Source organism: Haliscomenobacter sp. (assembly GCF_040403615.1).
GTDB lineage: Bacteria > Bacteroidota > Bacteroidia > Chitinophagales > Saprospiraceae > Haliscomenobacter.
The window spans coordinates 1-26,011 of record NZ_JBBAKG010000006.1; the positions used below are offsets into that span (position 1 = coordinate 1).

Below are 26,011 nucleotides of genomic sequence, written 5' to 3' on the forward strand. Positions count from 1 at the left end.
CTTATCCTTGCAATGCATCAGCACCACCGATTTCAAAAATATGGTGCGCTTTTATGTGGAATTGATCAAGGGGAGTTAGCTTTATACGTCAAACAGTCATTACCTTCTTAATCCGCTAATTTTTTGAAAAATGTCCAATTCATTTGCCTTTAAACCCGTATGTTTTTTTGTTTCTCTATTTCTTGCGTTCACGGCTTGCGAACAAAAGTCTGTACCTGACTCAACAACGACGTTGAGTGATTACTTTTCAAGTGCCGAAGCAAGCCCCAAAAGCGGTGGTGTGCGCCTCATTCCCATAAAAACCCCCAAAGGGGAATTCAAAGTCTGGACCAAACGTTTTGGCAACAACCCCAAAATCAAAGTCTTGCTTTTGCACGGCGGCCCGGCTTGCACCCATGAGTATTTTGAATCCTTTGAAAGTTTTTTGCCACAGGAAGGCATTGAGTTCATCTATTACGACCAACTTGGCTCTGCTTATTCGGATCAACCCGCAGATACTAGTCTGTGGAACCTGCCCCGCTTTGTGGAAGAAGTAGAACAAGTCCGACAAGCACTGGGACTGAACAAGGACAATTTTTACCTACTTGGGCATTCCTGGGGCGGTATCCTGGCCATGCAATACGCGCTGAAGTACCAGCAAAACCTCAAGGGTTTGATCGTGAGCAACATGATGGCCAGTTGCCCCAAGTACGGCGCTTATGCAGACAATGTATTGTCCAAACAAATGGATCCAAAAGTGCTCAAAGAAGTACAAGACCTGGAAGCCAAAGGTCAATACACCGCCCCTCGCTACATGGAGTTGCTGATTCCGAATTTTTACGAAAAACACATCCTGCGCAAACCTTCCGCAGAATGGCCTGATGCCGTAAATAGAACTTTTGCCAAGGTCAATTCCACCATTTACGTCTCCATGCAAGGCCCCAGCGAGTTTGGCATTTCGGGCAAACTGGAAAAATGGGATGTCAGCGCGGATTTGCCCAAAATCAAAACGCCTACCCTTGTCATTGGCTCCAGCCACGATACGATGGATCCTGAGTACATGAAATGGATGTCGACTCAATTTCCGAATAGCCAGTTTGTACTTTGCCCCAATGGCGGCCACATGAGTATGTGGGACGATCAAGAGCATTATTTTCCAGGATTGCTTGCTTTTTTGAAGCAGAAATAAAACACCAAATTTTCACCTGAAATAACCCATCCAATGTCTGTTGTTCCCAAAAACAGGATCGAATCCATTGACGTACTCCGGGGCATCGTGATGATCATCATGGCCCTGGATCACGTCAGGGAATTCTTTCACGCTGGCGCGTTTACAGGTGATCCACTTGATTTGGCCACCACTACGCCAATTTTGTTTTTCACCCGCTGGATCACCCATTTCTGTGCGCCGATCTTTGTGTTTTTGTCGGGTACGTCGATCTACTTGCAAAGCTTGCGCAAGACGCCGCGAGAACTCAGCATTTTCCTCCTCAAACGCGGTTTATGGTTGATCCTGGTCGAGCTGGTGATCATGACTTTTGCCCTGACCCTGAACCCCTTGTACAATGTACTGATTTTGCAGGTCATTTGGTGCATTGGCATTACCATGGTGATCATGAGTGCATTGATCCACTTGCCTTTTAAAGTTATTTTGGCAATAGGACTGGTCATTGTTTTGGGGCACAACTTATTGGACATCCCAGAGTCGGTTAAGGGCTTTCAACCAAAATTCTGGTGGATGCTGGTGCACAAGTCGGGCGTTTATCCACTTTTTGCGGGTCGTGCGCTGTTTATCCTGTATCCCTTTGTACCCTGGACGGGTTTGATGCTACTGGGTTATTGCACTGGAGTCTATTTTTCTCCAAAATACGGAGTAGGGGAGCGGGGCAAAATTTTGACCAGAATAGGCTTGGGCTGTTTGTTGTTGCTGGTCGTGCTGCGGTCGGTGAATATTTATGGCGACGCTGCCCATTGGAGCATTCAGAAAAACTTCATTTTTAACGTACTTTCCTTTTTAAACCTCAGCAAATACCCTCCTTCATTGCTGTACTTGTGCATGACGATCGGCCCGGCGTTTTTGATGCTGGCCTGGTTGGAGCGCTTGCATAATGGGGTGACCGGCGTTTTGCGGACATATGGCCGCACGGCTTTTTTCTACTACATCCTCCATTTTTACCTGATCCACATCAGTTCAGCCATCTGCTTTTTTGCTCGCGGGCATTCGGTACAAGATGCGATCGATTACGCAACCAAAAATCAATTCCCCTTTTTGTTTGCGATCCCTGGGGAAGGGTTTAATCTGGGAATCGTGTATTTGATTTGGATTGCGGTTGTAGCTGGCTTGTATCCGCTATGCAGGTGGTATGATCGCTATAAAACCGGGCATCCGGAGAAATGGTGGTTGAGTTATTTGTAATTATAAAAGTGTAAACTTTCTGGTATATTCTAAAAAACGCATCAAATCTTGAATCCTTCATTTTTTTGAAGTGCAATATCGGATTTTATGTTGATTGAGCGATTTGATGCGTTTGCCCTTGTCCTTTACGATGAAATACAAATAATTTTGTTTACATTTATCAATTACGGAACGATAAAAAAAAACTATCACCTTTAAACGCAGCTCTTTTGTGCTTACAAACCAGAGATCCAAACACACGCTAAGTGATTCTGAAATCTGTGGAATTTTATACGCATTCACTTGAATTTTAAATAAATACATAAGTATGAAACTTAAGCATTTTACACTTCTCTTCGTTGCATTTTTTGCAAGCGCTTTGACTTTATGGGGCCAAAAAACCATTACTGGCGTGGTTACTGACGCCAACTCCAATGAGCCCCTGATTGGAGCCACTGTATTGGTCAAAGGCACTACTACCGGAACGGTTACAGACATCAGCGGGGCGTATTCTTTGGCGGTTCCCTCCGGTGCTACCGTTTTGGTGTTTGGATTCGTAGGGTACACAGTTAAAGATGTCCAAATCGGCGAATCGACAAAAATTGACGCAGTGCTAACGATTGGGGCATTACTGGACAATTTTGTGGTTCTGGGAAGTCGTGCTGCAGCCCGCACCAGTACTCAATCTGCGGTGCCCATCGATGTGATCACAGCGAAAGAAATTAAAATTTTTGCCCAAACGGATGTTGGTCAAATTTTAAACTATGTAGCCCCTTCTTTCAACTCCAATCGCCAGACCGTAGCGGATGGAACAGACCACGTTGACCCCGCTTCATTGCGTGGGTTAGGTCCAGATCAGGTGCTGGTTTTGTTCAATGGAAAACGACGCCATACCTCCGCTTTGGTCAACATCAACGGAACGGTTGGCCGGGGATCGGTTGGAACGGACATGAACGTGATTCCCGTTGCTGCAATTGAACGGATCGAAGTTCTACGCGACGGTGCTGCGGCCCAATACGGATCCGATGCCATTGCCGGGGTCATCAACGTTGTATTGAAAAAGCAATACGATGGCTTGGCAGTATCCCTCACTACGGGAGCCAATTTCACCAACATGAAATACAATGTGCCCAACATCACTGGAGGGATCGATAGCCGCAGCGAAAGTATTACCGATGGCCAGGTTGCTCAAATTGACATCATGAAAGGATTTCGTTTGGGCAAAGGCGGTTTTACCGTTGCTGCACAATACAACAACCGTGGAAAGACGAACCGTAGTGGCATCGACAATATTCCCACTACCTACCTTGGCAACAATGGCAGTTTCCCAGCCACACCTGCGGGTCAGGATCAGGCTACTTTCCGCAAAGGTTTAATCGCTGCGGATGCGGGACTTGCGACCAGCAACAACTACGATCGACACAACATGGTTTTTGGCAACTCTACCGCGCAGAACTACGGCGTGTTCATCAATGGCGGGATTCCAACCGGAGACAAATCTGAGCTCTACTTTTCTGGCGGCATCACCTACCGCACTGGGCAGGGTTATGGCAACTACCGGGTACCTGTTGCCAGGAATCAGCAGCCCCTTAAAGCAGATGGTTCACTCGTTTACCCCAATGGCTTTTTACCGGGCATCGAATCCGACATCAACGACCGTTCGGTAATCCTGGGCTACAAAACCACCATCAATAATTGGGATTTAGACTTGAGCAACACCTTTGGTTCCAACAGTTTTCAGTTTTCGGTGTTCAATTCCGGAAATGCTTCTCTAGCCAACAGCGATACCCAGCCTACCACCTTTGATGCGGGCAAGCTAAAGTTTGACCAAAATACGACCAACCTGGACATCTCCAGGCTCTTCGCGAAAGTCGGTCCCATCAAAAACCTGAACCTGGCTTTTGGATCAGAGTATCGTCGGGATCATTACCAAATTGTAGCGGGTGAAACCAATTCTTACTTTGGCAATGGGCGTACCGTTCCTACCGCTCCGTTAACCGTTGGTGGCCCCGCCCAGGGAACTGCGGTTGCTGCTCCTGGCTCACAGGTTTTTCCGGGCTATCAGCCCAGTGATGAAGTCAATAAAGCCAGAACGAACCTGGGTTTTTATACCGATATCGAAGGGGAGTTGGCCAATCGGTTGATGATTGGTCTTGCTGGACGTTTTGAAAACTACAGCGACTTTGGTTCCAACTTCAGCGGCAAAGTCACCGCACGTTTGAAGCTTACAGAACAAATTGCACTGCGAGGATCGGTTAGCTCTGGTTTTCGGGCCCCGTCGCTGCACCAGCGGTACTTTCAAAATACCAGTACCCAGTTTGTAAGTGGTCTGCCTTCAAATACCCTTACCGTTAACAACGACAATCCCATCGCCCGTGAAAAAATCGGAGTAGATGCTTTGCGTCCCGAAACCTCAGTCAGTGTCGCTGGTGGTATTACGGCCAAAGTCAATAGCATCCTGACCGTGACAATAGATGCCTACAAAATCGACATCAAGGACCGGATCGTCTATTCAGGGGCATTTTCACGGTCTCTTTTAGGCTTTTCGGCTACGGAATACCTGGGTGTGAACAACGTCAACTTTTTTGCCAATGCGGCCAATACCAAAACGACCGGGATTGACATTGTGGCCCTTAGCCGTTTCCCTATTGGAAAAGGTAGCCTCAACTTTACTGTTGGTGCCAACTTCAACAAAAACGAAGTGACAGGCATCAACAGCACGCCATTGATCAACGATCCGGCTAAAAACGATCCAGCCAAAACGCCAGACGACTGGTTCAAAAACCGTTTGTTTGACCGTCAGCAACGTTCACGGATTGAAGTTTGGCAGCCCAATAGCAAAATCAACCTGAGCTTGACTTATACCACTGGAAAATTTGACTTCTCCATTCGTGCCGTACGTTTTGGGCAGTCTAAATATGTACACAACCTGGATACCGAAGCAAAAAAAGCGGATGGTACTTTCTGGAACACCCAATTTGCTCGCGATGTAAGTGGAAAAGCCTTGATCGAACAGACCTTTGCACCTGTATGGATTACTGACCTTGTGCTGGGTTTCCGTGCATCAAAGTCATTCAACATCTCGCTGGGTGCCAACAATATTTTTGATGTTTATCCGGATCAGATTTACATCGATCCCCGCAATGCCTATGGTAGCGTAGATTACTCCGCAGGTAGAGATGCTTCTAACCGGGGACGGTTGTTGTTTCAACCCAATCAGGGTGGTTACAATGGCCGTTTTGCCTTTGTACGTTTGGGATACACGATTCAATAAAAGTCTAATCAAGCAGGGTGGGTTGTCTGATTTGATGACCAAAGAAGCATATGTAGTGGGGCTGTCTCAGAACGCAAGTTCAGAGACAGCCCTTGCAATATAAAGTGGATATAATTAATTTGAGGCCATGAACAAACACCTGCCCGCTGAGGGTGTTTTTGTCGCGGTCTTTTCCAACTGGACTGGTTCTGGCGACATTTTCCTCGCTTTCTCCACGGGCAATCCTGGTGCCTTTCAGCCCAAAAAATTCACCCAGGTATTCGAGTTACCCAATGATGAAATCAATCCCTTGTTTTACTCCCCCCTCCATTTCATTCGAAAGGATTTTCCTACCATTCGGAGAATGAATCCTACCATTGGGAAAATCCTGCTTGTTTCCCCTCTCTGTCCTCAGCATTTTGTGACGGTGCCAACCCTGCTTGGCTTGTTCAAACATTTCACCGATTAAATCAAACAACATAAACCCTCTGAGACATGAGAACCAATTACCCTTTTAATCGTCTGTTCATTTTTGTGCTGTTCTTATTCCTTCATCAAGGGATTCAAGCACAAATCAGTACTGTTGTATTCAATGAAAAGGAAACACCCCTGGCTTTTGCCAACGTGCTCCTGTTAAAAGCAAGCGACACTTCCCTGGTCAAAGGCACCATCACCGAAAAGGATGGCCTATTTAGGATAGACGACGTAAACGACGGCACTTACCTACTGGAAATCAGCATGATTGGCTTTCAAACCTACCGCAGTACTGTTTTTGAAGTAAAAAATAAAAACCGATCAAGGAACTGGGGAACTTGGTGATTAAAGAGGATGTAGCCCTGTTGGAGGCCGTGGACGTCGTGGCCAAAAAGCCACTCTTCGAGCAAAAAATCGACCGGATGCTGATCAATGTGGAAAACAGCATTACCGCTGCTGGAGCGACTGCACTCGAGATTTTGGAGCGTTCACCCGGCGTGGTCGTCAATCGCCAAAACAATACCATTGCCATGACGGGTAAAGAGGGCGTCATTGTGATGATGAATGGCAAAATAAACCGGATGCCCATTAGTGCGGTGGTGCAATTGTTGGCCGGGATGCCCTCCAACAACATCAAAAGAATCGAACTCATTACTACCCCGCCAGCCAATTTCGATGCCGAAGGTAATGCCGGATTTATCAACATTGTGCTAAAACAGTCGAACGATCTTGGGCTGAATGGCGCTTATTCCCTGACTGGTGGATTCGGCAAGGGCAGTATACTCGCGGGTGGGATCAATTTTAATTACCGCAAAAAAAACTTCAACCTGTATGGCGACTACTCGTATAACCGAAGAGACCAGGAATTTACTTCCAGCCTGGACCGGGAAGTGCAATTGAATGGCGCAACCATTCGTACCCTGATAGAAAGTGTGCGCAATCCATCGGCACAGCGCAACCACAACCTTCGACTGGGGGTAGACCTGGAGTTGACTAAAAAAACCATCCTCGGTGTGCTCATCTCAGGGTATGACAACCAGTATAACCAACTCGGAATAAGCCAATCTACCCAATCGCGGAATGGCATCACCGATACCCTATTGAACATTAAGGTAGACGAAATCAACCATTGGCAAAATTTGGCGGGCAACCTCAATCTGCAGCACACTTTTAACGATGGCGAATCATTGACCTTTGATGCAGACTACCTCCATTATTACAACAACCAACCCGCCAATTATTACACCTCCTACCTCGATGGTTCGAACAAATTCCTGTTCCAGGAGCAAAGTTTCAGTGGAAAGCTGACTCCCATTAATGTGGGGGTGAGCAGTTTGAATTACAGCAAGCGCTTTTCTGATGCGCTCAAAATGGATCTTGGTGTTAAAGGCACCCTTTCTCGCTTTGACAATGATGTGACCGCAGCCATGATCAAGAATGGCATTCAGGTAAAAGACCCCAGTCTCACCGCAAAATACCGTCTGGAGGAAAGCATCTTCGCAGCCTTTAGCTCCTTTGATGTAAAACTGGACGACAAAACCAGCATGAAACTGGGCCTGCGCTATGAATACACCAACTCCAACCTGGGCACCAAAGAACAAGCCAATATTGTAGATAGGCACTATGGTCGGTTATTCCCCAGTTTTTACCTGGCTCGAACGTTTAACGAAAACCATTCTGCCAACATCTCTTATGGCCGGCGGATCACCCGCCCGACCTTCAACGATCTGGCTCCTTTTGTATTTTTTGTTGACCCCAATACCTTTTTGTCGGGCAATGCCGCTTTGCAACCTTCTTTTTCCAACAGTTTGAAATTGGATTACCGCTACAAATCGACCTTGATTTCCGTGTTGTATTCAGTGGAAGACAGTACCATCTCCCTTTTTCAGCCGAAGGTAATAGCGGGTACCAAAAAAGTTCTTTATGCCGCCCAGAATATGAAAAACCGCAAGTCTGCCGCATTGGTCTTTGCCCTGCCGATCACCTTGACCAAATGGTGGAACATGCAGAACAACCTGATTGCTACCTGGCAGGAAGTAAATGCCTATTTTGATAAAAACCTCATTCAGGTACACAACCAAAACCTGCAGTTGGTTTGGATCAACAATTTTACCTTACCCAAAGATTTCAGCGCCGAAATGGTGGGCGTATACCAGACCAAAGCCTTATCCGGGGCAGCAGTCACGCTACCTTTTGGGGTACTGAATATTGGGATTCAGAAGAAATTCAAAGACAACCTGGGTACCCTACGTTTTGGCATCGACGATGTACTGAATTCAGCAAAATTGCGCCTTGGAACCAACTTACCAGAATACAATGTCGTAAGCACAATCGTGTTGGATTTCAGTCAACGCACCTTTAAACTCTCTTATTCTCGCAATTTCGGCAATAAGCAGCTAAAAGGTAACCGACAAAGAGCCACTGGCGCTGAAGAAGAACGTGGTAGAGTCACTAATTAACCCAAGTTGTGACCTAGTCTCTGACCTAAAGAATGATGGAGGGGATCAATGGCAGGGCTGTTAAGTTCTATTACATGGCGATAAGCCCCGCTAGGGGCGAAATATGGGTAGTATCGGGATATCCAGGATTTTCCGAGTCCCGTAGGGACGAAATGTGGGTGTTTTGTCTCGAAGGATACCCACATTTCGTCCCTACGGGACTTTGAGAAGGTCTGCTGCAATTGTTTTCTACCCACATCACGCCCCTAGCGGGGCTTTTACCCCTGAGAAAACAGAACTTAACAGCCCTGGAGATCAATGGCAATAAGGCTTATGCTTTGCCGCAGAAGAAAGTGATGGAGTTGTTGCGGAAATATGGGCGGGTGAAGTAACTTTATACCCCACGACAATAAACAAACAACGACATTATGTCCACCAAAGCAAAAATTCTCATCATCACCGGCGATGCCGGCGAAAGTTACGAATGCCTTTATGCCAAACACCGCTTTGAAGAAGCTGGCTACCAGTCCGTTATTGCTGCCCCTAGCAAAAAACGCATGAATTTGGTCATCCACGATTTTGAACCAGGTTGGGATACTTACATCGAAAAGCCCGGATACCTTGTGGAATCGGATATCGCTTTTTCCGAAGTCAACACCCAGGATTACCTGGCCGTATTGCTACTGGGTGGCCGGGCACCCGAGTTTTTGCGCCACGATGCCAAAGTGATTGACATCGTACGGGAATTTGACCGCGACGAGAAGTACATTTTTTCCATTTGCCACGGCATTCAAATTTTGACCGCCGCAGGCCTGGTCAAAGGCAGAACCCTGACTTGCTACGAGAACGTCCGCTTTGAAGTGGAATCTTGCGGTGGCACCTTCGTGGGCAAATCCGAAGCCGTACAAGATGGCCGTTATGTGACGGGGCAAACCTGGCAATCACATCCCGATTTTTATCGGCTGGTGTTTGAGTGTTTGAAGGGCTAAATATCTCCCGTTGGGCCAGGGTCGATTGGTTCTAATTCGAGCGGCTAAAGCGCAGCTTCGCTGCTTGTTTTATTCACCACGACGACACGACGATCACGACGTTTTCGCACTTCGCGCGATTTGAACACGACGCTTGCGTCGTGTGGTGCGGAGCAAAACGTCGTGATCGTCGTGTACGTCGTGGTGAATTATCTTTTTGGCGCAGCCAAAATCAAATGTTTAGCATTTCAACATTAGAACCAATCGACCCTGCCGTTGGGCAGTGCCAATCTCCAGGTTTTGGCACTGCCCAGCATTTCATTCGGAGGCCAATTCTTACCAACCGGAAAGCCATACAGTCCATTCGGAGATTTGTCCTAGCATTGAAGTGATCCTGGCTGTATTTTTAATCCATCATCATTTATTGATCACTTTAATCGCTAAACCATGAAAAAGCAAATTCAAAACACTCGTACTTATTGGTTCATCCTTGTTTTGATCATCGGGTTCCAAAGCTGTGGAGCTTACAAAACGCCAATCCTGAAACAATGGGATGAGCTTGGCCACGATCACAGTGGTATCGTACATTTGAAGAGCTGCCCGGTAGTGAGCCAGGAACGCTCAGTGTTTTTTGAGGAGCATGTTTATGATGCGGAGGCTACCACTTGTGCATATTGTGCGCAAAAGCAGGTAGTGCAGATGGCGGCGGTGAAGTAAATACTTAGGCATTCCCAACAAAATAATCACCCTTGCGCATGAAAAATCTACCGTTTTTGTTCTTGGTCTTTTTTAAGCTTTGCCTTGGCTTTGGGCAAACCCCCGTTTTAGACAGTTTAAAACAAGAATTTTCCAAAGCAAAAAGTGATACCACCAAAGTCTTGTTGTATGAAAAGTTAATGAGAGCTTCTCAAGGCCAAGCCTCTATTGATTACGGAATGAAAGGATTCGCTTTGGCCAAACGGATACATTATGATAAAGGGGTGATTCTGTGTGGCAACTGGGTAGCATTTATTTCAGTTGAACGAAACTACTACAAGTCCATCTTAATGCTGATGGAAACAAAGCAGCTTTGTGAAAAGACCAAAGATTCATTCCAACTGGTAAATGCGTTGGCTTATTTAGGGTATGCATTCGGCAGGTTTGACCAACAAAAGGCACTTCAATACGAATTTCAATGTAAAGCACTAATGGAGAAATTGAACATCACCCAAAGTGTTATCCCCATCAATACAGCAATCGGATACACTTATAAAGATAATGGATTTCCGGACTCAGCGCTGGTCTATCTTCAAAAAGGGTATGCGTACGCTTTGCAGTCAGACAAACCTCTAAGTCCTCAGAGTTTTGATATACATTTTGGTGAAGTGTATTACCAAAAAGGCCAGAAAGAACTCGCCATGAGCTATTTTCTGCGCTCTATAGCTGCTATAGGCGAAGCTTTCCCGCCCAATGGCCAGAATGACGGCCAGGCTTATCTGGGAATGGCCCGTATCTACCGCGATAGGAATGAGCTGGATTCAGCCAGGTATTGCGCCAAAAAAGCTCTCCAAATTTTTCAGGAAAGAAAACTAAATTTATACGTCATTCAGGCCGCAAATTTGCTTTTTGAATTGTATAAAAACTCAAATGCCGCAGAAGCACTCAATTACCTTGTCATCGCCTCCGCCACTAAAGACAGTCTCTTTAGTCAAGAAAAAGGGCGACAGATCGAAAAATTAGCCTTTGAGGAACGGGAACGGGCTGCAAAAAGTGAAAGAATGATCGTGGCCAGGGAGATTGCTTTTAAAAATCGAGTCCGGCTCTATGCACTGCTGGCCGTTTTGGGTGTTGTTCTGTTGATTGCTTTCATCCTTTACCGCAACAACCGTCAAAAACAAGTGGCCAATGCCCTTTTGTTAACTCAAAAAGAAGAAATTCAAAGTACCCTCAACCTGCTCAAATCCACCCAATCCCAACTCATCCAATCCGAAAAACTGGCCTCTCTCGGTGAGTTGACAGCTGGCATCGCCCATGAGATTCAGAACCCGCTGAACTTCGTCAACAACTTCTCGGAACTCAACCGCGACCTGATCACCGAAATGAAAGAAGAACTGTTGAAAGGAAACATCAAAGAAGGTATCGCAATTGCCAGAGATTTGGACACCAACGAAGAACGCATCAACCACCACGGCCAACGCGCTGCCTCCATTGTCAAAGGTATGCTCGAACACTCCCGAACCAGTACAGGTGTAAAAGAACCAACCGATCTCAATGCGTTGGCTGATGAATACCTGCGGCTCGCCTATCACGGCCTGCGCGCGAAAGACAGCAGCTTCAATGCAACGATGGAGACGCATTTTGACCCAGATTTGCCGTTGGTTTCCGTCATACCACAGGACATTGGCCGTGTGCTGTTGAACTTGATCAACAACGCCTTTTATGCTGCCGCAGAAAAGGCAAAACAACAGATTGAAGGTTACGCCCCTACCGTAACCGTTAGCACTCGGTGGCTGAGCGTTAACACTGAGCGAAGCCGAAGTGCAGCCGAAGCCGAAAATGCCATCGAAATCAGTGTAAAAGACAACGGTAATGGTATTTCCGAAGAAATCAAAGACAAGATTTTTCAGCCCTTTTTCACCACCAAGCCGACCGGGCAAGGGACGGGTTTGGGGCTGAGTTTGGCGTATGACATTGTGACCAAGGGACATAGGGGGACTTTGGAAGTAGAAAGTAAGCGGGAGAATGGGACAATCTTCACCATAAAAATTCCCATCTAAAATAAAAGCTATCAATTTATTTCAAAAAGAACCATCAATTACTACCTTTTTATTACAAAAAAGAAATAAATTTACTGTCGCTATTTGAAAATATAAGCTATGTATCATCGCAACATCCTTGAAGAACTCGTTAAGTGGCGACGTTCCAATAACCGCAAGCCATTGATTATTAGAGGGGCAAGACAGGTTGGGAAAACAACTGTCATCCAGGAATTCGCAAATCAATATCAGCAGTATATCTATCTGAATCTAGAAAGGAAAGAAGATGCCGCTATTTTCCAAAATTATACCCGCTTTGCTACCCTAGTTGAAGCCATTTTCTTCCTGAAAGACAAAGACATTCAACAAGCAGACACCTTGATTTTTATCGATGAGATTCAGGAAGTACCGGAAGCTCTGAACCTTTTGAGGTATTTTTATGAAGACTTCCCTCAATTGCACGTCATCGCTGCGGGATCACTCCTTGAAGCCGTTTTGAACGAAAATATGACCATGCCCGTAGGTCGGGTTGAGTTTAAAGTTTTACGCCCCATGTCTTTTGAAGAATTTTTAGACGCGATGGGCGAAAATGCTGCACTGCAACAATACCGTACGATCCCTGTTGCTGATTTTGCCCATGATAAATTGCTACAACTTTTCCACACTTATACCCTCATTGGTGGGATGCCTGAAATCATCGCCCATTATGTTGAAAACCGTAACTTCACTGCATTGATTCCTATCTATGAATCCCTATTGGTTTCGTATATGAATGATGTTGAGAAATATGCCCGCAACAATACCATGGTACAAGTAATCCGGCATGTAATCAAAAGCATGAGTGTAGAAGCAGGAAATCGCATCAAATTTCAACATTTTGGACAGTCCAACTATGGCAGCAGAGAAGTGGGTGAAGCTGTCAGAACCATCGAAAAGGCACTACTCTTGTATTTGGTCTATCCTTGCACGGGTACTTCCTTACCACTCTTTCCTGACAAAAAGAAATCACCCCGTTTGCAATTACTAGACACGGGTTTGATGAATCATTTGGCTGGAATTCAAAAAGAAATCATTGCCACGCCTGATTTAGACCTTGTGTACAAGGGCAAGGTAGCCGAACATATAGTAGGACAGGAACTCTTGGCCACACAATACAACGTCCTCAGTGAACTCCATTTCTGGACGCGTGAAAAGAAAGACGCGACCGCCGAGGTTGACTATGTTTACATTTATGATGGCCATATCATACCCATTGAAGTAAAATCAGGTGCTACAGGTCGTTTAAGGTCTTTACACGCTTTTATGGAGCATTCCCCTCAACCCATGGCTGTGAGGGTTTATGGAGGAAAACTAAGCACAAATACCCTGGAGACTCCAAACGGAAAAGTGTACCAGTTGCTCAATTTACCCTATTACCTCACCGGACAATTGGAAAAATATTTGGCCTGGTTTGGGACTACAGTAGGATTACTGCAAAAACAAACCTAACTTTCTTCTTCTTCAGCACTCCCCAGTAGTATCTTGTATCATCAACTCGCAATCAAACTTTAAACAATGAAAAACACATTTTTACGGCGTAGCTTTTTCGCCGTCAGTCTGCTGGCTTTGCTTGGCTATAGCTTCAATCCAGCCCTGAATTGGCTGTTGAGCAAGCCCAATTCCAAATTTGGCGGCGTACAAATCGGAGCCATTACCTATTCTTTCCGCAGCATGCCGCATGACGTAGACAAACTACTGCAATTTTGTGTGGAAAGCAACATTAGCGCCATTGAACTGATGGGCGATCCTACGGAGGAATACGCTGGAAAGCCCAAAAACCAAAATCCAATCCGCATGGGGCCTCCTCCAGCTGGCACCCCTCCTGGACAACGTCCGCAGTTGACCGATGAACAAAAAGCGCAAATTGCAGCGTACAACAAACAAGTGGCAGAATGGCGCGCAACCGTATCAATGGATAAATTCAAGGAAATCCGCAAAAAATTCAATGCTGCTGGCGTGAAAATCTATGCGTATAAGCCCAACGCTTTTGGCCCCAACAACTCGGATGCCGAAGTAGAATACGGTTTGAAAGCAGCAAAAGCGTTAGGAGCAACTTCAGTTACCTTAGAAATGCCTACTGATGCCGCTCAAACCCAACGCCTCGGTGATCTGGGGGCCAAGCACAAAGTATACATCGGCTACCACGCCCATACTCAGGCTACCGATGTGCTTTGGGATGTAGCGCTTGCCCAATCTCCATACAATTCACTCAATTTGGATTGTGGCCACTACATCGCCGCAGGCGGCAAAAACACCAAAGAAACCTTGTTGGCACTGATCGAAGCCAAACACGATCGCATCACCAGTATGCACATGAAAGACCGCACCACTCCTGAGCACGGTGCTGGTAACCTGGAATGGGGCCAAGGCGATACGCCCATTAAGGAGATTTTGACTTTGATGAAGACCAAAAAATACAAATTCCCTGCCACGGTTGAGTTGGAATACGCCGTTCCCACAGGCTCTGATGCGGTGAAGGAAGTCGGGAAATGTGTGGAATTTACGAAGAAGATATTGATGTAAAAACGCTGTTTCACGCAGATGTTTCACAGATTTTTTCACAGATGCTACGCAGATTTTTTCTGTATAAAATCTGCGAAAAAATCTGTGTGAATCTGCGCGAAATAAACCGCTGAAATTCCCTTTTGAGATCATCCAAAAGACGAAACTAAAATCAAAAATATATCAATAAAATCCCGAGCCTAAACCGTTACAACAACGGGCACCTTAACTTTTACATCCAATTCTATACGCTCTACTTCGGCAGACTCTGCTACTTCTTCCGTCTTTTTGGGCCAGATGTGAAAACCTCCCGTGGAAAATACAAATGATCGCAACGAAATAGTCCACTTGCCCCAAATCCCGTTTTCGTCTACGTGGCCATCGTAATCTACGGTATGGGTAACGTAGTGTTTGGTCATTTTGCACCAAAGTGCTTGGGTATCGTAGGTTCCTTTCCAAGTAAAAGAGCCAACATTGTCACTTCCGCCCCCGGTTACCACTTTGTTTTCAAAGGACAAGGTAAAATACATCATCGAGCGTTGTGAAGCTGGGCCTTCTTCATAAATATAAAAGCCCTCCCATTCCCCACTGGGAAACAAGTGGTGAGTTTCGGTGGTATTGTTGATGTCTAAAGATTCCATATTGCATGTAAGCTTTTTTCAAAATCAAAAATTAAACATTCGACCTACCTACAAAGTTCCTTATTGTTTTCTACCTGATTGATACATCCCGTTCTTGTCCTTGGCCTGATGGTTCTCTAATTCTTCGAAAGAGGCCAAATCAGCTCCTGCTACGATGCGATCTTCGTAATAAACGCGGTTTTTGTCTTTGGCATAAACCTGCTTAAACCCTTCAAAAGTAGCCAAATCTACCCCCTCAAAGGGTTTCCATCCAATTTCTCGCCCCAAAGACAATGTCCATGCTCGGGTTTTGTCTTTAAAATGGAATTCGCTGACCTTTGCGAAAGATTTCCCATCTACTCCTTCCAACGGGCGATCTTGCCAATAAACATGATATTGATCTCGAGCCAGGTAGTTTCCATTGAACATGGGTACAAATTCAAATGTAGCGGGATCGGCACCCTCCACAGGAACTACGTCACGATACACTTTTTGGCGATCACGGACATACACTACGACCTCCGGTAAAACATTGCCCGGTTTTTGGTCGGGATTGGGAACGATGCTGAAATGAGCACCGTCATTGCTGATAATTTCATCGCGGGAAAAACCATAATGTTTGTCCCGGGAGTATGCGCTCGCTAAAAATTCAAAAGAAGTCGGATCGGCTTTGGGAATAACTCTGCCGTAATAATACACCTGTGTTTTGTCTTTGCCATATTCCGTGTTGATGATCTTGAATGACTTGTAATCAGCTTGTTTAATCACATTGCGGTTCGCTGGAAAACCATGATAATGGAAGACCTGCTTGTCTTCGATGTAGTAGCCATTTTTTAATCCATCCGGTATGCAGCTTTTGAGCATCAAACCTAAAATTGCTAAACCCAGGGCAGTAATTCTTTTTAGCATGGCATTTTATTTAGGTTATTTGGATCGACTCAATTCATAAGCTTTGGTCGTAACGTAATATTTGGCTAGCATGTTGGGCACCTCCCACGCCGGGAGTTTTCCTTCCGCAAGATAAAGCAAATACTTTTCGGTTACTTGGGAAAAATGCGCTTCGTGACCCACATTGTAAGATTCAGGAATGCTGATTTTCCAACCTTTTTCGGTCGGTTCGTAAGCAAGTCCTTTGAACTGCGTTGCGTTCAATTGCTGAATAGCGGCTTTGAGGGCCATTTCAGCAGCGTTGCGGTCCACATTGGCAAGTGGCTCTACGTACAACACCGGACGGTATTTTTCTGCGGCACTTTGGCGGATGATCAGATTTGCTTTTGTCCCCCGCATGATCGAGAAGTGGGTATCTCCAGCGCCTTCGGGTGCCTGGAAATTCCAGATGACCGAAACCTTGGCGTGTACGCCTTTGACGCTGAAATGGGTTTCGCCATTAGAGAATACCTTAAGTGTAGAATCTTTGCTCAGGTCTTTTTTCAAAAAGCCCGGAAAACCTGGCAAGCCGGTCACCAGTTTGAATTGGGCACTAGTCAGGTCGGTTGCAGCTCTTTTGGCCGACTGCATTTGAATGTCTTTTTGGTAACTGATGCTTTGCTCCGGGAAACATTCCCACAACACGAGGTCTACCAAGTGAGTCGATACATCCACCACGCCTTCTCCCTGTTGTTCTACATCAAAAAACCAGGCTGGACGAATCAATGGCGCACCAGAAACGTACTTGAAAAAATGGTGTACGCTCTCTTTGGTAATCGCTGGATTGTCGGGCGTACCTTTCTCCAAAGTGCCAAACAAGGCGGGTATTTTGGACAACTCCCGTTGCAAAACCGTACTGATCTCGTGGCGCTCGGTCATGATGTCATACAGCAATACGCCTTTCTTTTTGGCCAGCGGAAAAAGTTCTTGCAAGCGCAGGAAATCAGCAGGTTTGATGGCCATCGGTTTATCGGCCAGCACATTGATGCCCGCTTCAATGCAAGACTGGATGTAATGGGTCTTTTGGGCGTTGTTGCCTGAAATGACCACTACATTTCCTGATTTTTCGGCAATCATTTTTGACAAATAATCGGAGCCTGTGTATACTTTCGATACCCAGTTGGTTGGCTCGCTGGTCCGTTTGTTGTAGCTTTCAATGCGGGCCAGATGCGCTTTTAACTCGGGCCCATCCGGGGCATAAATGTGTACGGTTGGATCAACCTGTGTATAGTTGTTTTTTTGCACCAAAGCCGCGTGGAAGTGGCCTGGATCGAGGGTTATCAGTTTGATTTCCTTGCTGGCTCCGCTGAGTTTCATGCTTTTTGATTGAGTTTTGGCGGTATTACAAGCAAAAAATAAAATGGCTATAGAAAGGAATGGAATGGCTGATTTGAACATAAAACTGTTTTTTATTCTGGCAAAAAACTGGGATTGAAAGGCAGGTGCAAGCACTACCCTCCAATCCCTGAATCTTATATTTTTACTTCACATGAGTAGTTCCGTACGGATACCGTTGTGGCCGAGACACCATTGCATTGGCTTCGTCATCGTTTTTGAAGCGTTCACGAATGGGATCCCAATGGAGGGTACGGCCCAGTTTCATCGCTGCATGGATAACCAAACAAGCTGAGGTAGAGCGGTGCGCCACTTCTACGGGTGCAACGGTGGTTTTGTTGTCGCGGATGCAATCCAGCCAATTCCCGTGTTGATCTTCAGAATGGTACAGATGGATTTCATCCGGTTTGATGATGGATTGCAGAATCTTTGGATCGCTGGCGCTAAATGCTTCCGAATTCTTGGCATTGGCCGGATCGCTGGCGGTTACGCCTACATTCCCCCTTGATACAAAAATCCAGCCCTCGCTGCCTTCAAAACGCACGCCATTGGGGAAAGCGCCACTGACCATCATCTTGACACCATTGGCGTATTTGGCTTCCGCCAGGAAGTCGCCATGGACATTCCAAAGGCCGCTGCTTGGAAACTTGGCCGTTGCCTTGACTTCAATGGGGCCGGTATGCTCGGTGTCCATGCCCCAATGGGCAGTATCGATGTGGTGTGCTCCCCAACCGGTGATCATTCCAGCGCCAAACTGCTCACAACGCAACCAACCTGGGCGGTCAAAACCAACCTGGGGGTGAACCCGTTTTTCGGTGTAGTACACGTTGGGCGTAGAGCCCAGCCACATGTCGTAATTCAGGGTTTTTGGGATGGGCATTTCTACTTCTACATCGCCGCTTGGATCACCAGGGAGACCGATTTTGACAGTATGTATTTTTCCGATGCGGCCATTGCGCACCAATTCACAAGCGCGTTTGAATTGTGGCCAGGGATTTTGCGAGCGTTGCTGGCTACCAATTTGAAAGACCACTCCAGATTTGTGCACGGCATCGCTCATGGCGCGGCCTTCGGCAATGGTGAGTGCGGCAGGTTTTTGCAAGTAAATATGTTTGCCAGCTAGTGCTGCTTCTATGGCAGGTTGTGCATGCCAATGATCGGGTGTACTGATGATCACTGCATCAATTTCCGGGTTCATCAGCATTTCGCGGTAGTCGTCGTACATTTTGACGTCGACATAGTTGGACTTCTGCTTTTTCTCGGTGTACCATTTTTCAATCCACTGTTTGCCGTATTCCTTGCGCTTGCTGTCTACATCGCACACCGCCATTACTCTGGCGGCATCAAAACGCAGGGTATCGGGCAAATCGTGGGTCATCCCGATGCGTCCGAAACCAATCTGGCCGATCTGGATTTGATTGCTGGGCGCATTTTTTCCCAAAACTGAAGCCGGTACAATGTTGGGTAGTACCATCATACCAATGGAGCCGCTGAGGGCGGTCTTTAAATATTCGCGGCGGGACATACCCGGCTTTTTGTTTTTTTGCATGGCTATTAAGCTTATTCGGTTATCAAATTTTTTGAAGCTTTGCTGTAGTCCAGTTTTTCGCTTCCGTCGAGTACCCACAGGATTCCTCCTAGCAGGTGGGTCAAATAAGTTGGATCGGAGTAGTATTCCTTTTTGTGGCCCAACGCGGTGTACCAACTTCGACCAAGGCCTGTTTCTTGTGACCAGCAAATGGGCATCAAAGTGCCAAAGGTATTACCAGGGTATTCTCCTTTTTTATCATCCGCAATCTTGCCCACATTGGCTGCAAGCAATACATGCATGCCTGGATTGAGTTGATCGAGGTAGTAACACTCATCTTCCCAGACCCAGGTTGGGGGCAGATGTAGAGTAGACGGATGAATGGGGTCGACCACCTGAATGTCAAACTGCTGAAGTGGGGGGTGACGGCGAAATTTTCCGCCCAAGGTGCGCCAAAACCAGGGCCATTGCCGCTCCGAACCAGAAGCAGAGTGAATGGCCACCATGCCCCCTCCCGCCTGAATATAGCGCTGGAAAGCCAGTTTTTGAGCTTCGGTATCAAAAGTCTCGTTGTTGGTATTGGATAGAATAATTGCTTGGTATTGTTGGAGGTTTTCGGCGGTAATGAGTGCTGGATTACTGGTCGTATCAACCCCAAATCCATTGGCAGCGCCAAGTTTGCGGATCGCTTCTATGGAGCTGGGGATGTTCTCGTGGACGTAGCCCTTGCCGTTTTTGGTGTACACCAGCACTTTTTTAGGGCTGCCCAGTTGCCGAAGAATCACTTCTACTTTCGGAGGGTTGGCGTAGTCTTGCCAGTATTTTTCCAGGAGCTCAGGCGTTAGTTCTCCATCGTACACCAACATGCGGTAATTCAAGGTGTAAGCATTGCCGGGTTTGAGCACCCAATCTTGTTCTTGAGCGGGATTGAAATTAAGGAATACATTTTCCTTGCCTTGGTTTTGACCAATGCCCCAGAGGCGCAATTGTTCGGGAAAATTGTGGTTCAATGGGTGGGTCATGAACAAAATGCCCGATTTGCCAAAATTGGACGCCCCACGTGCATCAATCCAGCGGGCACGGGTTCCATTGCCGTCGCCTTTGCCTTTGCCTTCTGAAGTGAGCAAACGCGCGGTTTTGTCGTCCCATTTTTCGGTTGCCCGAAATCCAAATCCTTGGTAGGTATAGGCTTTAATGGTAAACAGGCTATCGGTAGCACAATAGAGGGTAGATTGAAAATCAACCAATTGCGGGCCTTGGTCAGTACCAGAATTCCATACCTTGATGTTCCACTCTTCTTCCAACGCTGCTTTAGATCCAGTTGGGCTGGGTGCAGTAAGGTCTACGTGCTCGTGCCGGGCGCTTAATGTGCCAAGTACGGGCCCTTGGGTAGTTACAGGCAGGCCATTGACTTTGACGGTACCTTCCGCTTTGTACAAATTCCAGAAATCCAGTTTACGGTGTTCAAATTCTGTGCTTGTCCAGGGATTCCAGATGCCGTAATGGTGAAGGTGATCTGGTGGTTGTATTCGGGTGAGTACTTCTCCTTTGGGTGACCAGAGCGGGTGGATGAAGCCGCCCCGGCGAAACAAATCGGATTTTCCTGCGGGAACACTGGCCTCGGCATATTGATAGCGGAGTAAATTGCGGCCATTGTGTTGAAAAACGATGGCTTCTTTGTCCCTAAGGGCTACAATAGAATTGGTGCTGCTGTTGGATGCCGTGCCAGTACGCAATTCAAATAAGCGTTTTGTACCATTGGGCGTAATTCCAGATAAGATCCAGTAGAGCCGTTTATTCGTGCCCTGCTCGATTTGAAATGGGACGGAAATTTTTCCTTTTGAGGTAAGTTCCAACAACTGATAGCCACTGGAGGATTCAGGTAGGGCAATTCCATCTAAAGCCACACTTACGGGGCTGCTGTTGCGCTCGAAATCACCGCTGGAAACGGAAAAAGTAAGCAATGCTCGATCCTGAGCATGGACTGAGCTGCTGATCACGCTGCCGCAAAGCAAAATGATCAATGCTAATGTTCGTTGTTTGTTCATATTTGAATTCTTCGATCTTTTCCAAATGGATTGACCAATCGGGTAACCAAATCGTGCGACTAAAAGTAGAAAAATCCAGGGATAATTCACTTGGTTGACGAAGAATTTTGTAGAAAAGCGAGTTTCGAGGTAGGTATTTTATATAGGGTGCAGCTTCAATCTCAACCAAATAAAACTAGACCATAAGAACAGTTTCCGTTCCTTATGGTCTAGTTTAGTCTTTAGTGCTGACTCAGGTCTTTATTGTCCGGACATGTTAACGCCTGTACGGAAATAGTGTTTGAACGATACGTTGCAACACGCCTTAATGACTCTTTGTCAACAAAATGAATTATAACAAAGATCTCATAGGTACCAGACCAAGGGAGGGGAACTGTTCTTCCGGATACGGGTGTTTCCCAGGTTTTGGGGCCACTTGGATGTTGGGCATACCAAGTATAAACGACGCCAACATTGAAAGGCGGCGCAAAAGTAGGGAACTTAATCACTCCTACATTGGCTTGATTCGCTTTTGTGTAACCACAGCAGAAGGTGTTGTTATTCAAATAACCATTGGTGCAGGCAATTTGAAACTCTTGTGCGAATCCTGCGACAGCAAATGTTCCAAAAAAGGAAATCGCAAGAATTAGTTTTCTCATGTTAAAGTGTTTAACGCGCTACACGGTTTATGTGTAGGTAATTGTTCATGGTTAATTTTTTAGTTGCACCTTCGATTACAAATCCTGCTTTAGTGTAATCTACATCGTTTACTTATGACGCAAAAAGTCACCAAAAGTAAAAGAGCAAAACATACTTATTCGGTTACTTGATTAGTCAACTGTTTCATAAACAACAGTTGTTCTGAGACTTGATTTGTTTGACACGTATTGAGCAGACCCAAGGGGGAAAGGATCTTCATTAAACTTTTACAAAAATGTGACTTTTTTACGTAGTATGCAAGCTTATGTTCGCTTTTTTTAGAATTCGGTAGCAAAAAGCTGGGTGAAAGGTTTTGTGTAAGACCTAAAACTTATATAGCACCCCAATATTTACCACAAATTCATCCTGGCCACCGTTGATGTAGCGCACTTCGGCCATTGGCACCAGATTGCTTTCCAGAATATAGCGAATGCCGCCGCCAACTCCAAATCCAAATTTCGTATCAGAGGTTTTATCTTTAAAGCCGGTGATTTTTCGGGAATAGGTCAGTACGTTGAGCCCTCCCAAGCCATAAATGTCCAAAAAATCATTGCTGGCAAAAGTGTACATGCCGTCCAGATTGAGTGCAAGTCGGGTTTCACTCACGCCCAGGTTTTTGTCTTCTTTTGGCAAATAGTAATTGACCGAACCAACAATTCCAAAATCTTTATCAGGAATCTGAAACTCGCCGCGGGCAAACAAACCAGGTTTTTCAAATTTAGTGCCGTAAGTGAAGCCACCACCAACCCGAACTTGGGCTTGTACATGGTTACACATCCAAAACAATGCCAAAATAAAAGGGAGGTATTTCAATTTTTTCATGTATTGATTTTTTTAATAAATGACCCAAACAAGTTAAATAGTATTCAACAACCTTGAGATTAGGATTTTTTTAACAAAAAATAGAAACGAAAAAAAAAGCCTGGCAAATGATCACTCACCTGCCAGACTCCTTGGTCTATTGTTCCCAAATATTAGTTGCTACCGTTAGGTTTTTTCTGCTGTTGAGCCTGTTGCATAGGGTTTGAACCCATGCTGGCACCACGGGTAAAGCCTTCTTGCTTGAATACTTCAAAACGAGAAGGAATTGGACGCCGTGGGTAGTAGTTGTTTTCTACGTTGATGTCGGCGGTTTCTTCCAATGGATCGAGGATGACCTGCTTAACTGGCTTGCCGAACGCAAAAACCTTGCTGAATTTTTTATCGTTCATGCGCCAGATTTCGACAGGAATGCGCTGTACTTCGCTGGTTCCATCTTCAAACTCAAACTTGAGGATTATCGGCATTACCAGACCGCCAAGGTTTGACAAGTCAAGCTGATAGTAGTTTTTCTTGGCATCGATGATGGCCTTTTCTTTTGGGCTCAAGCTGGCCAGGTACTTCTCGTAACGCTCTTTATCAGTTGAAGCTGGAGCGTTAGGATCATAGCTGTTGTAGAAGTCTTTCAAGGCTTCATTGCGCTCTACTGCTGTTTGGGCCAGGTCGCGCTTGTTGTTTTGGTAGGTCACATCGCGATCCAATTGGTCTTTGGACTTTTTGGAAGCCAAGGGTTTTTCGATCTCTGGATTTTTGGTGTCCATCCGAAATTCCGTAACCGCATCCAAGGAAATGTCTACATTGTCGGTAGTGAAAAACCAACCTCTCCAGTACCAATCCAAATCGATGCCCGAGGCATCCTCCATGGTACGGAACAAGTCGTATGGCGTTGGGTGTTTGAATGCCCAACGACGCGCATATTCCCGGAAAGAGAAGTCGAATAACTCACGTCCCATCACCGTCTCGCGCAAGATATTGAGGGCAGTAGCTGGTTTGGTGTAAGCGTTTGGTCCAAAACGAATGATGGATTCAGAGTTGGTCATGATGGGGTTTTGCACTTCCTTGTCGGCTTTCATATAGCCCACGATGTTGCGCGCCTGGCCACCATTGGAAGGGAAATCACGCTGCCACTCCTGCTCTGCCAGGAATTGGCAGAAAGAGTTCAAGCCTTCGTCCATCCAGCTCCACTGGCGTTCGTCGGAGTTGACGATCATTGGGAAGAAGTTGTGCCCAACTTCGTGAATGATCACACCCAACATGCCGTACTTAACGCGTTCGGAGTAAGTGCCATCTTTTTCGGGGCGGCCATAGTTGAAGCAAATCATCGGGTATTCCATGCCATTGGAGGCCTCAACGGAGATCGCAACAGGGTAGGGGTAAGGGATGGTGTGCTTGGAATAAACGCGCAAAGTGTGCGCCACCGCTTCTGTGGACAGGTGTCCGTACAGTGGATTGGCTTCTTTGGGGTAATAAGACATGGCCATAACCGTAGGAACCGGGCTGCCTTCAATTTTTACACCCATGGCATCCCAGATGAATTTGCGGGAGCTGCCAAAAGCAAAATCACGTACATTCTCTGCTTTGTAAATCCAGGTCTTTTTGTCTTTTGCCTTGGTCTTTTCTTTTTCAGTTGCTTCTTCCTGGGTTACGATTACCACAGGTTTGGTGGCAGTTTTGGCTTCTTCAAAACGTTTGCGTTGTACTTCAGAAAGCACCTCGTTTGCGTTTTGGAGTTGGCCCGTAGCCCCAATGATGTGGTCGGAAGGAACGGTGATGGCTACGGTATAGTTTCCAAAAGGAAGGGTGAATTCGCCCTGACCCAGGAACTGCTTGTGCTGCCAGCCATTGTAATCATCGTATACCGCCAGACGTGGAAACCACTGAGTAATGGTATAAAGGTAGTTGCCATCTTCTGGAAACAATTCATAGCCACCGCGAGAGTCGGCACCCAAGGCAGGATTCTGACGGTCGTTGATGTTGTAACTCCAGCCAATCTGCAACTGGATTTTTCCAGTTTTAGCGGCCAAAGTGGTAGGCAAATCTACCCGCATCATGGTTTTGACGATGGTGAATTTGAGTGGCTTACCAGTATTGTCCTTGACATACTCAATTTTGTGGCCTCCATCAAAAGAATTGTCCAGCATGCTGTTCAATTGCCCTGAACTGACGCGTTCGCCCAATTTGTTGGTCGAAGTTTTGTAGGTATCTGATTCAGGTGCAACAATGTTTTGATCCAATTGCAACCACAAATAGGTCAACGGGTGTGGTGAATTGTTGTTGTAGGTAATGACTTCTTTGCCTATGATGCGTTGCTTCTCGTCGTCGAGCTCCACTTTGATGTCATAGTCTACTTTCTGCTGCCAATACGACTCTCCAGGCGCGCCTGAAGCGGTGCGGTAAGTATTTGCAGTTGGGAATTCCGTGCCCATCTGCCGGAATTTGCTTTGATCGGTGTTTTGCTGGGCAAAAGTAACAGTCGCTATCAGCAGCAACACCAAGGTGGTAATTTGGTTGATCCGTCTCATTCGTAGTTGAGGGTGGTAAATGAAAAATTTAAAAAACCGAAACTACTTCTATGGTTGCACATCTTTCTCCCCCAAAAAGCGGGATAATGTGGTAGAAGGTTTCGAAAAGTAGTCAAAGTTAGCAATAATCTTTTAGAGACAAGTGATAATCGACGATAGAACACTTAGCGGAGATGATCGGCGTTTGTATCTTTGTTGAACAAAAACGAAATAGAGGATGAAACGTGTATTGATTGGATTGATATTGACTGTTTGGGTTTCAAGTGTGAGTTCTCCTCACCCTATTCACCTCACCTTATCAGAAGTGGTTTACGAAGAGAAAACCAAGACCATCCAAATCACCCATAAAATCTTTATGGATGATCTGGAGCGCCACGTTGAAGAATCGCTCAAAGCAGAAGGCAAAGAGGTGAACCTAAGCCTTGGAACCCCACAAGAGCACCCACAAACGAATCAATTTCTGGCCGATTATCTCAATGCCCACTTCAAATTGCTGATCAATGGCAAGGCCTACAAAGCCAATTTTCTGGGCAAAGAATACGAAGATGTGGCAACCTGGCTGTATGTGGAAATTCCCAAAGTACCCAAACCCAAAGTCATTGACCTGACCGACACGTTCTTGATGGATTTGTACGATGACGAAAACAACCTCGTCAATTTTAATTTTCCGCAGAAAAAAGGCAGTTTGAGGTTTACACACGGGAAGATGCGAGACCGGTTTACGATTCAATGATCCATATCCAACACTCAA

The 26,011-nt window shown here is 46.0% G+C and carries 20 protein-coding genes; 12 read left to right on the forward strand and 8 right to left on the reverse strand.

The genetic code is table 11. From position 1 onward, the window contains the following. Positions 1-130 precede the first annotated feature (130 nt). The 11 genes from ABW391_RS03265 to ABW391_RS03315 all read left to right on the forward strand — a co-directional run bounded on the left by ABW391_RS03265 (position 131) and on the right by ABW391_RS03315 (position 14,804). Positions 131-1,168, forward strand: a complete 1,038-nt coding sequence (locus ABW391_RS03265; protein WP_353480393.1) for a proline iminopeptidase-family hydrolase — start codon at positions 131-133, stop codon at positions 1,166-1,168. Positions 1,169-1,201: 33 nt separating this feature from the next. After that, a complete protein-coding gene (locus ABW391_RS03270) occupies positions 1,202-2,395 on the forward strand; it encodes an acetyltransferase domain-containing protein (RefSeq protein WP_353480394.1) in 1,194 nt (397 codons plus the stop codon). 307 nt (positions 2,396-2,702) lie between these two features. Continuing rightward, positions 2,703-5,648: a TonB-dependent receptor gene (locus ABW391_RS03275; protein ID WP_353480395.1), complete on the forward strand. Its 2,946-nt coding sequence runs from the start codon at positions 2,703-2,705 to the stop codon at positions 5,646-5,648. A gap of 127 nt (positions 5,649-5,775) precedes the next feature. Continuing rightward, complete coding sequence (locus ABW391_RS03280) at positions 5,776-6,096, forward strand: hypothetical protein (RefSeq protein WP_353480396.1); 321 nt, start codon at positions 5,776-5,778, stop codon at positions 6,094-6,096. Positions 6,097-6,122: 26 nt separating this feature from the next. Beyond that, positions 6,123-6,446, forward strand: a complete 324-nt coding sequence (locus ABW391_RS03285; protein WP_353480397.1) for a carboxypeptidase regulatory-like domain-containing protein — start codon at positions 6,123-6,125, stop codon at positions 6,444-6,446. Then, positions 6,443-8,560, forward strand: coding sequence for a TonB-dependent receptor domain-containing protein (locus ABW391_RS03290; RefSeq protein WP_353480398.1), 2,118 nt, complete (start codon positions 6,443-6,445; stop codon positions 8,558-8,560). Before ABW391_RS03285 ends, ABW391_RS03290 begins: the two co-directional genes overlap by 4 nt. A gap of 407 nt (positions 8,561-8,967) precedes the next feature. After that, positions 8,968-9,528 carry a DJ-1/PfpI family protein gene (locus tag ABW391_RS03295; RefSeq protein WP_353480399.1) on the forward strand — a complete coding sequence of 187 codons (561 nt, stop codon included), beginning with the start codon at positions 8,968-8,970 and terminating at the stop codon, positions 9,526-9,528. Positions 9,529-9,954: 426 nt separating this feature from the next. Continuing rightward, the gene (locus tag ABW391_RS03300) at positions 9,955-10,224 is read left to right on the forward strand and encodes a hypothetical protein (protein WP_353480400.1); all 270 of its coding nucleotides are present in this window, start codon (positions 9,955-9,957) and stop codon (positions 10,222-10,224) included. 38 nt (positions 10,225-10,262) lie between these two features. After that, positions 10,263-12,263, forward strand: coding sequence for an ATP-binding protein (locus ABW391_RS03305; RefSeq protein WP_353480401.1), 2,001 nt, complete (start codon positions 10,263-10,265; stop codon positions 12,261-12,263). Between the two features lie 99 nt (positions 12,264-12,362). Then, the gene (locus ABW391_RS03310) at positions 12,363-13,730 is read left to right on the forward strand and encodes an ATP-binding protein (RefSeq protein ID WP_353480402.1); all 1,368 of its coding nucleotides are present in this window, start codon (positions 12,363-12,365) and stop codon (positions 13,728-13,730) included. 66 nt (positions 13,731-13,796) lie between these two features. Next, complete coding sequence (locus tag ABW391_RS03315) at positions 13,797-14,804, forward strand: sugar phosphate isomerase/epimerase family protein (protein WP_353480403.1); 1,008 nt, start codon at positions 13,797-13,799, stop codon at positions 14,802-14,804. Between the two features lie 179 nt (positions 14,805-14,983). Here ABW391_RS03315 and ABW391_RS03320 read toward each other — a convergent pair whose 3' ends face one another. The 8 genes from ABW391_RS03320 to ABW391_RS03355 all read right to left on the reverse strand — a co-directional run bounded on the left by ABW391_RS03320 (position 14,984) and on the right by ABW391_RS03355 (position 25,260). After that, on the reverse strand, positions 14,984-15,424 hold the full coding sequence (locus ABW391_RS03320; protein WP_353480404.1) for a hypothetical protein: 441 nt from the start codon (positions 15,422-15,424) through the stop codon (positions 14,984-14,986). A 60-nt stretch (positions 15,425-15,484) separates the two neighbouring features. Next, the gene (locus ABW391_RS03325) at positions 15,485-16,312 is read right to left on the reverse strand and encodes a DKNYY domain-containing protein (RefSeq protein ID WP_353480405.1); all 828 of its coding nucleotides are present in this window, start codon (positions 16,310-16,312) and stop codon (positions 15,485-15,487) included. A 15-nt stretch (positions 16,313-16,327) separates the two neighbouring features. Then, positions 16,328-17,728: a putative oxidoreductase C-terminal domain-containing protein gene (locus tag ABW391_RS03330; protein WP_353480406.1), complete on the reverse strand. Its 1,401-nt coding sequence runs from the start codon at positions 17,726-17,728 to the stop codon at positions 16,328-16,330. A gap of 82 nt (positions 17,729-17,810) precedes the next feature. After that, positions 17,811-19,214: a Gfo/Idh/MocA family protein gene (locus ABW391_RS03335; protein WP_353480407.1), complete on the reverse strand. Its 1,404-nt coding sequence runs from the start codon at positions 19,212-19,214 to the stop codon at positions 17,811-17,813. 11 nt (positions 19,215-19,225) lie between these two features. Then, positions 19,226-21,241 carry a DUF6807 family protein gene (locus ABW391_RS03340; protein WP_353480408.1) on the reverse strand — a complete coding sequence of 672 codons (2,016 nt, stop codon included), beginning with the start codon at positions 21,239-21,241 and terminating at the stop codon, positions 19,226-19,228. A 221-nt stretch (positions 21,242-21,462) separates the two neighbouring features. Beyond that, positions 21,463-21,879 (reverse strand): hypothetical protein, encoded by a 417-nt coding sequence (locus ABW391_RS03345; RefSeq protein ID WP_353480409.1) that lies wholly within the window; start codon positions 21,877-21,879, stop codon positions 21,463-21,465. A gap of 364 nt (positions 21,880-22,243) precedes the next feature. Then, complete coding sequence (locus ABW391_RS03350) at positions 22,244-22,741, reverse strand: outer membrane beta-barrel protein (protein ID WP_353480410.1); 498 nt, start codon at positions 22,739-22,741, stop codon at positions 22,244-22,246. A gap of 152 nt (positions 22,742-22,893) precedes the next feature. Next, positions 22,894-25,260 carry a M1 family metallopeptidase gene (locus tag ABW391_RS03355; RefSeq protein ID WP_353480411.1) on the reverse strand — a complete coding sequence of 789 codons (2,367 nt, stop codon included), beginning with the start codon at positions 25,258-25,260 and terminating at the stop codon, positions 22,894-22,896. Between the two features lie 217 nt (positions 25,261-25,477). Here ABW391_RS03355 and ABW391_RS03360 point away from each other — a divergent pair, with 217 nt between their 5' ends. After that, a complete protein-coding gene (locus ABW391_RS03360) occupies positions 25,478-25,993 on the forward strand; it encodes a DUF6702 family protein (protein ID WP_353480412.1) in 516 nt (171 codons plus the stop codon). Positions 25,994-26,011: the final 18 nt, after the last annotated feature.

What these genes read in the sequence shown, in the direction of transcription:
- ABW391_RS03265 (WP_353480393.1), top strand. Translation starts at nt 131, where the DNA reads ATGTCCAATTCATTTGCCTTTAAACCCGTATGTTTTTTTGTTTCTCTA.
- ABW391_RS03270 (WP_353480394.1), top strand. Translation starts at nt 1,202, where the DNA reads ATGTCTGTTGTTCCCAAAAACAGGATCGAATCCATTGACGTACTCCGG.
- ABW391_RS03275 (WP_353480395.1), top strand. Translation starts at nt 2,703, where the DNA reads ATGAAACTTAAGCATTTTACACTTCTCTTCGTTGCATTTTTTGCAAGC.
- ABW391_RS03280 (WP_353480396.1), top strand. Translation starts at nt 5,776, where the DNA reads ATGAACAAACACCTGCCCGCTGAGGGTGTTTTTGTCGCGGTCTTTTCC.
- ABW391_RS03285 (WP_353480397.1), top strand. Translation starts at nt 6,123, where the DNA reads ATGAGAACCAATTACCCTTTTAATCGTCTGTTCATTTTTGTGCTGTTC.
- ABW391_RS03295 (WP_353480399.1), top strand. Translation starts at nt 8,968, where the DNA reads ATGTCCACCAAAGCAAAAATTCTCATCATCACCGGCGATGCCGGCGAA.
- ABW391_RS03300 (WP_353480400.1), top strand. Translation starts at nt 9,955, where the DNA reads ATGAAAAAGCAAATTCAAAACACTCGTACTTATTGGTTCATCCTTGTT.
- ABW391_RS03305 (WP_353480401.1), top strand. Translation starts at nt 10,263, where the DNA reads ATGAAAAATCTACCGTTTTTGTTCTTGGTCTTTTTTAAGCTTTGCCTT.
- ABW391_RS03310 (WP_353480402.1), top strand. Translation starts at nt 12,363, where the DNA reads ATGTATCATCGCAACATCCTTGAAGAACTCGTTAAGTGGCGACGTTCC.
- ABW391_RS03315 (WP_353480403.1), top strand. Translation starts at nt 13,797, where the DNA reads ATGAAAAACACATTTTTACGGCGTAGCTTTTTCGCCGTCAGTCTGCTG.
- ABW391_RS03320 (WP_353480404.1), bottom strand. Translation starts at nt 15,424, where the DNA reads ATGGAATCTTTAGACATCAACAATACCACCGAAACTCACCACTTGTTT.
- ABW391_RS03325 (WP_353480405.1), bottom strand. Translation starts at nt 16,312, where the DNA reads ATGCTAAAAAGAATTACTGCCCTGGGTTTAGCAATTTTAGGTTTGATG.
- ABW391_RS03330 (WP_353480406.1), bottom strand. Translation starts at nt 17,728, where the DNA reads ATGTTCAAATCAGCCATTCCATTCCTTTCTATAGCCATTTTATTTTTT.
- ABW391_RS03335 (WP_353480407.1), bottom strand. Translation starts at nt 19,214, where the DNA reads ATGCAAAAAAACAAAAAGCCGGGTATGTCCCGCCGCGAATATTTAAAG.
- ABW391_RS03340 (WP_353480408.1), bottom strand. Translation starts at nt 21,241, where the DNA reads ATGAACAAACAACGAACATTAGCATTGATCATTTTGCTTTGCGGCAGC.
- ABW391_RS03345 (WP_353480409.1), bottom strand. Translation starts at nt 21,879, where the DNA reads ATGAGAAAACTAATTCTTGCGATTTCCTTTTTTGGAACATTTGCTGTC.
- ABW391_RS03350 (WP_353480410.1), bottom strand. Translation starts at nt 22,741, where the DNA reads ATGAAAAAATTGAAATACCTCCCTTTTATTTTGGCATTGTTTTGGATG.
- ABW391_RS03355 (WP_353480411.1), bottom strand. Translation starts at nt 25,260, where the DNA reads ATGAGACGGATCAACCAAATTACCACCTTGGTGTTGCTGCTGATAGCG.
- ABW391_RS03360 (WP_353480412.1), top strand. Translation starts at nt 25,478, where the DNA reads ATGAAACGTGTATTGATTGGATTGATATTGACTGTTTGGGTTTCAAGT.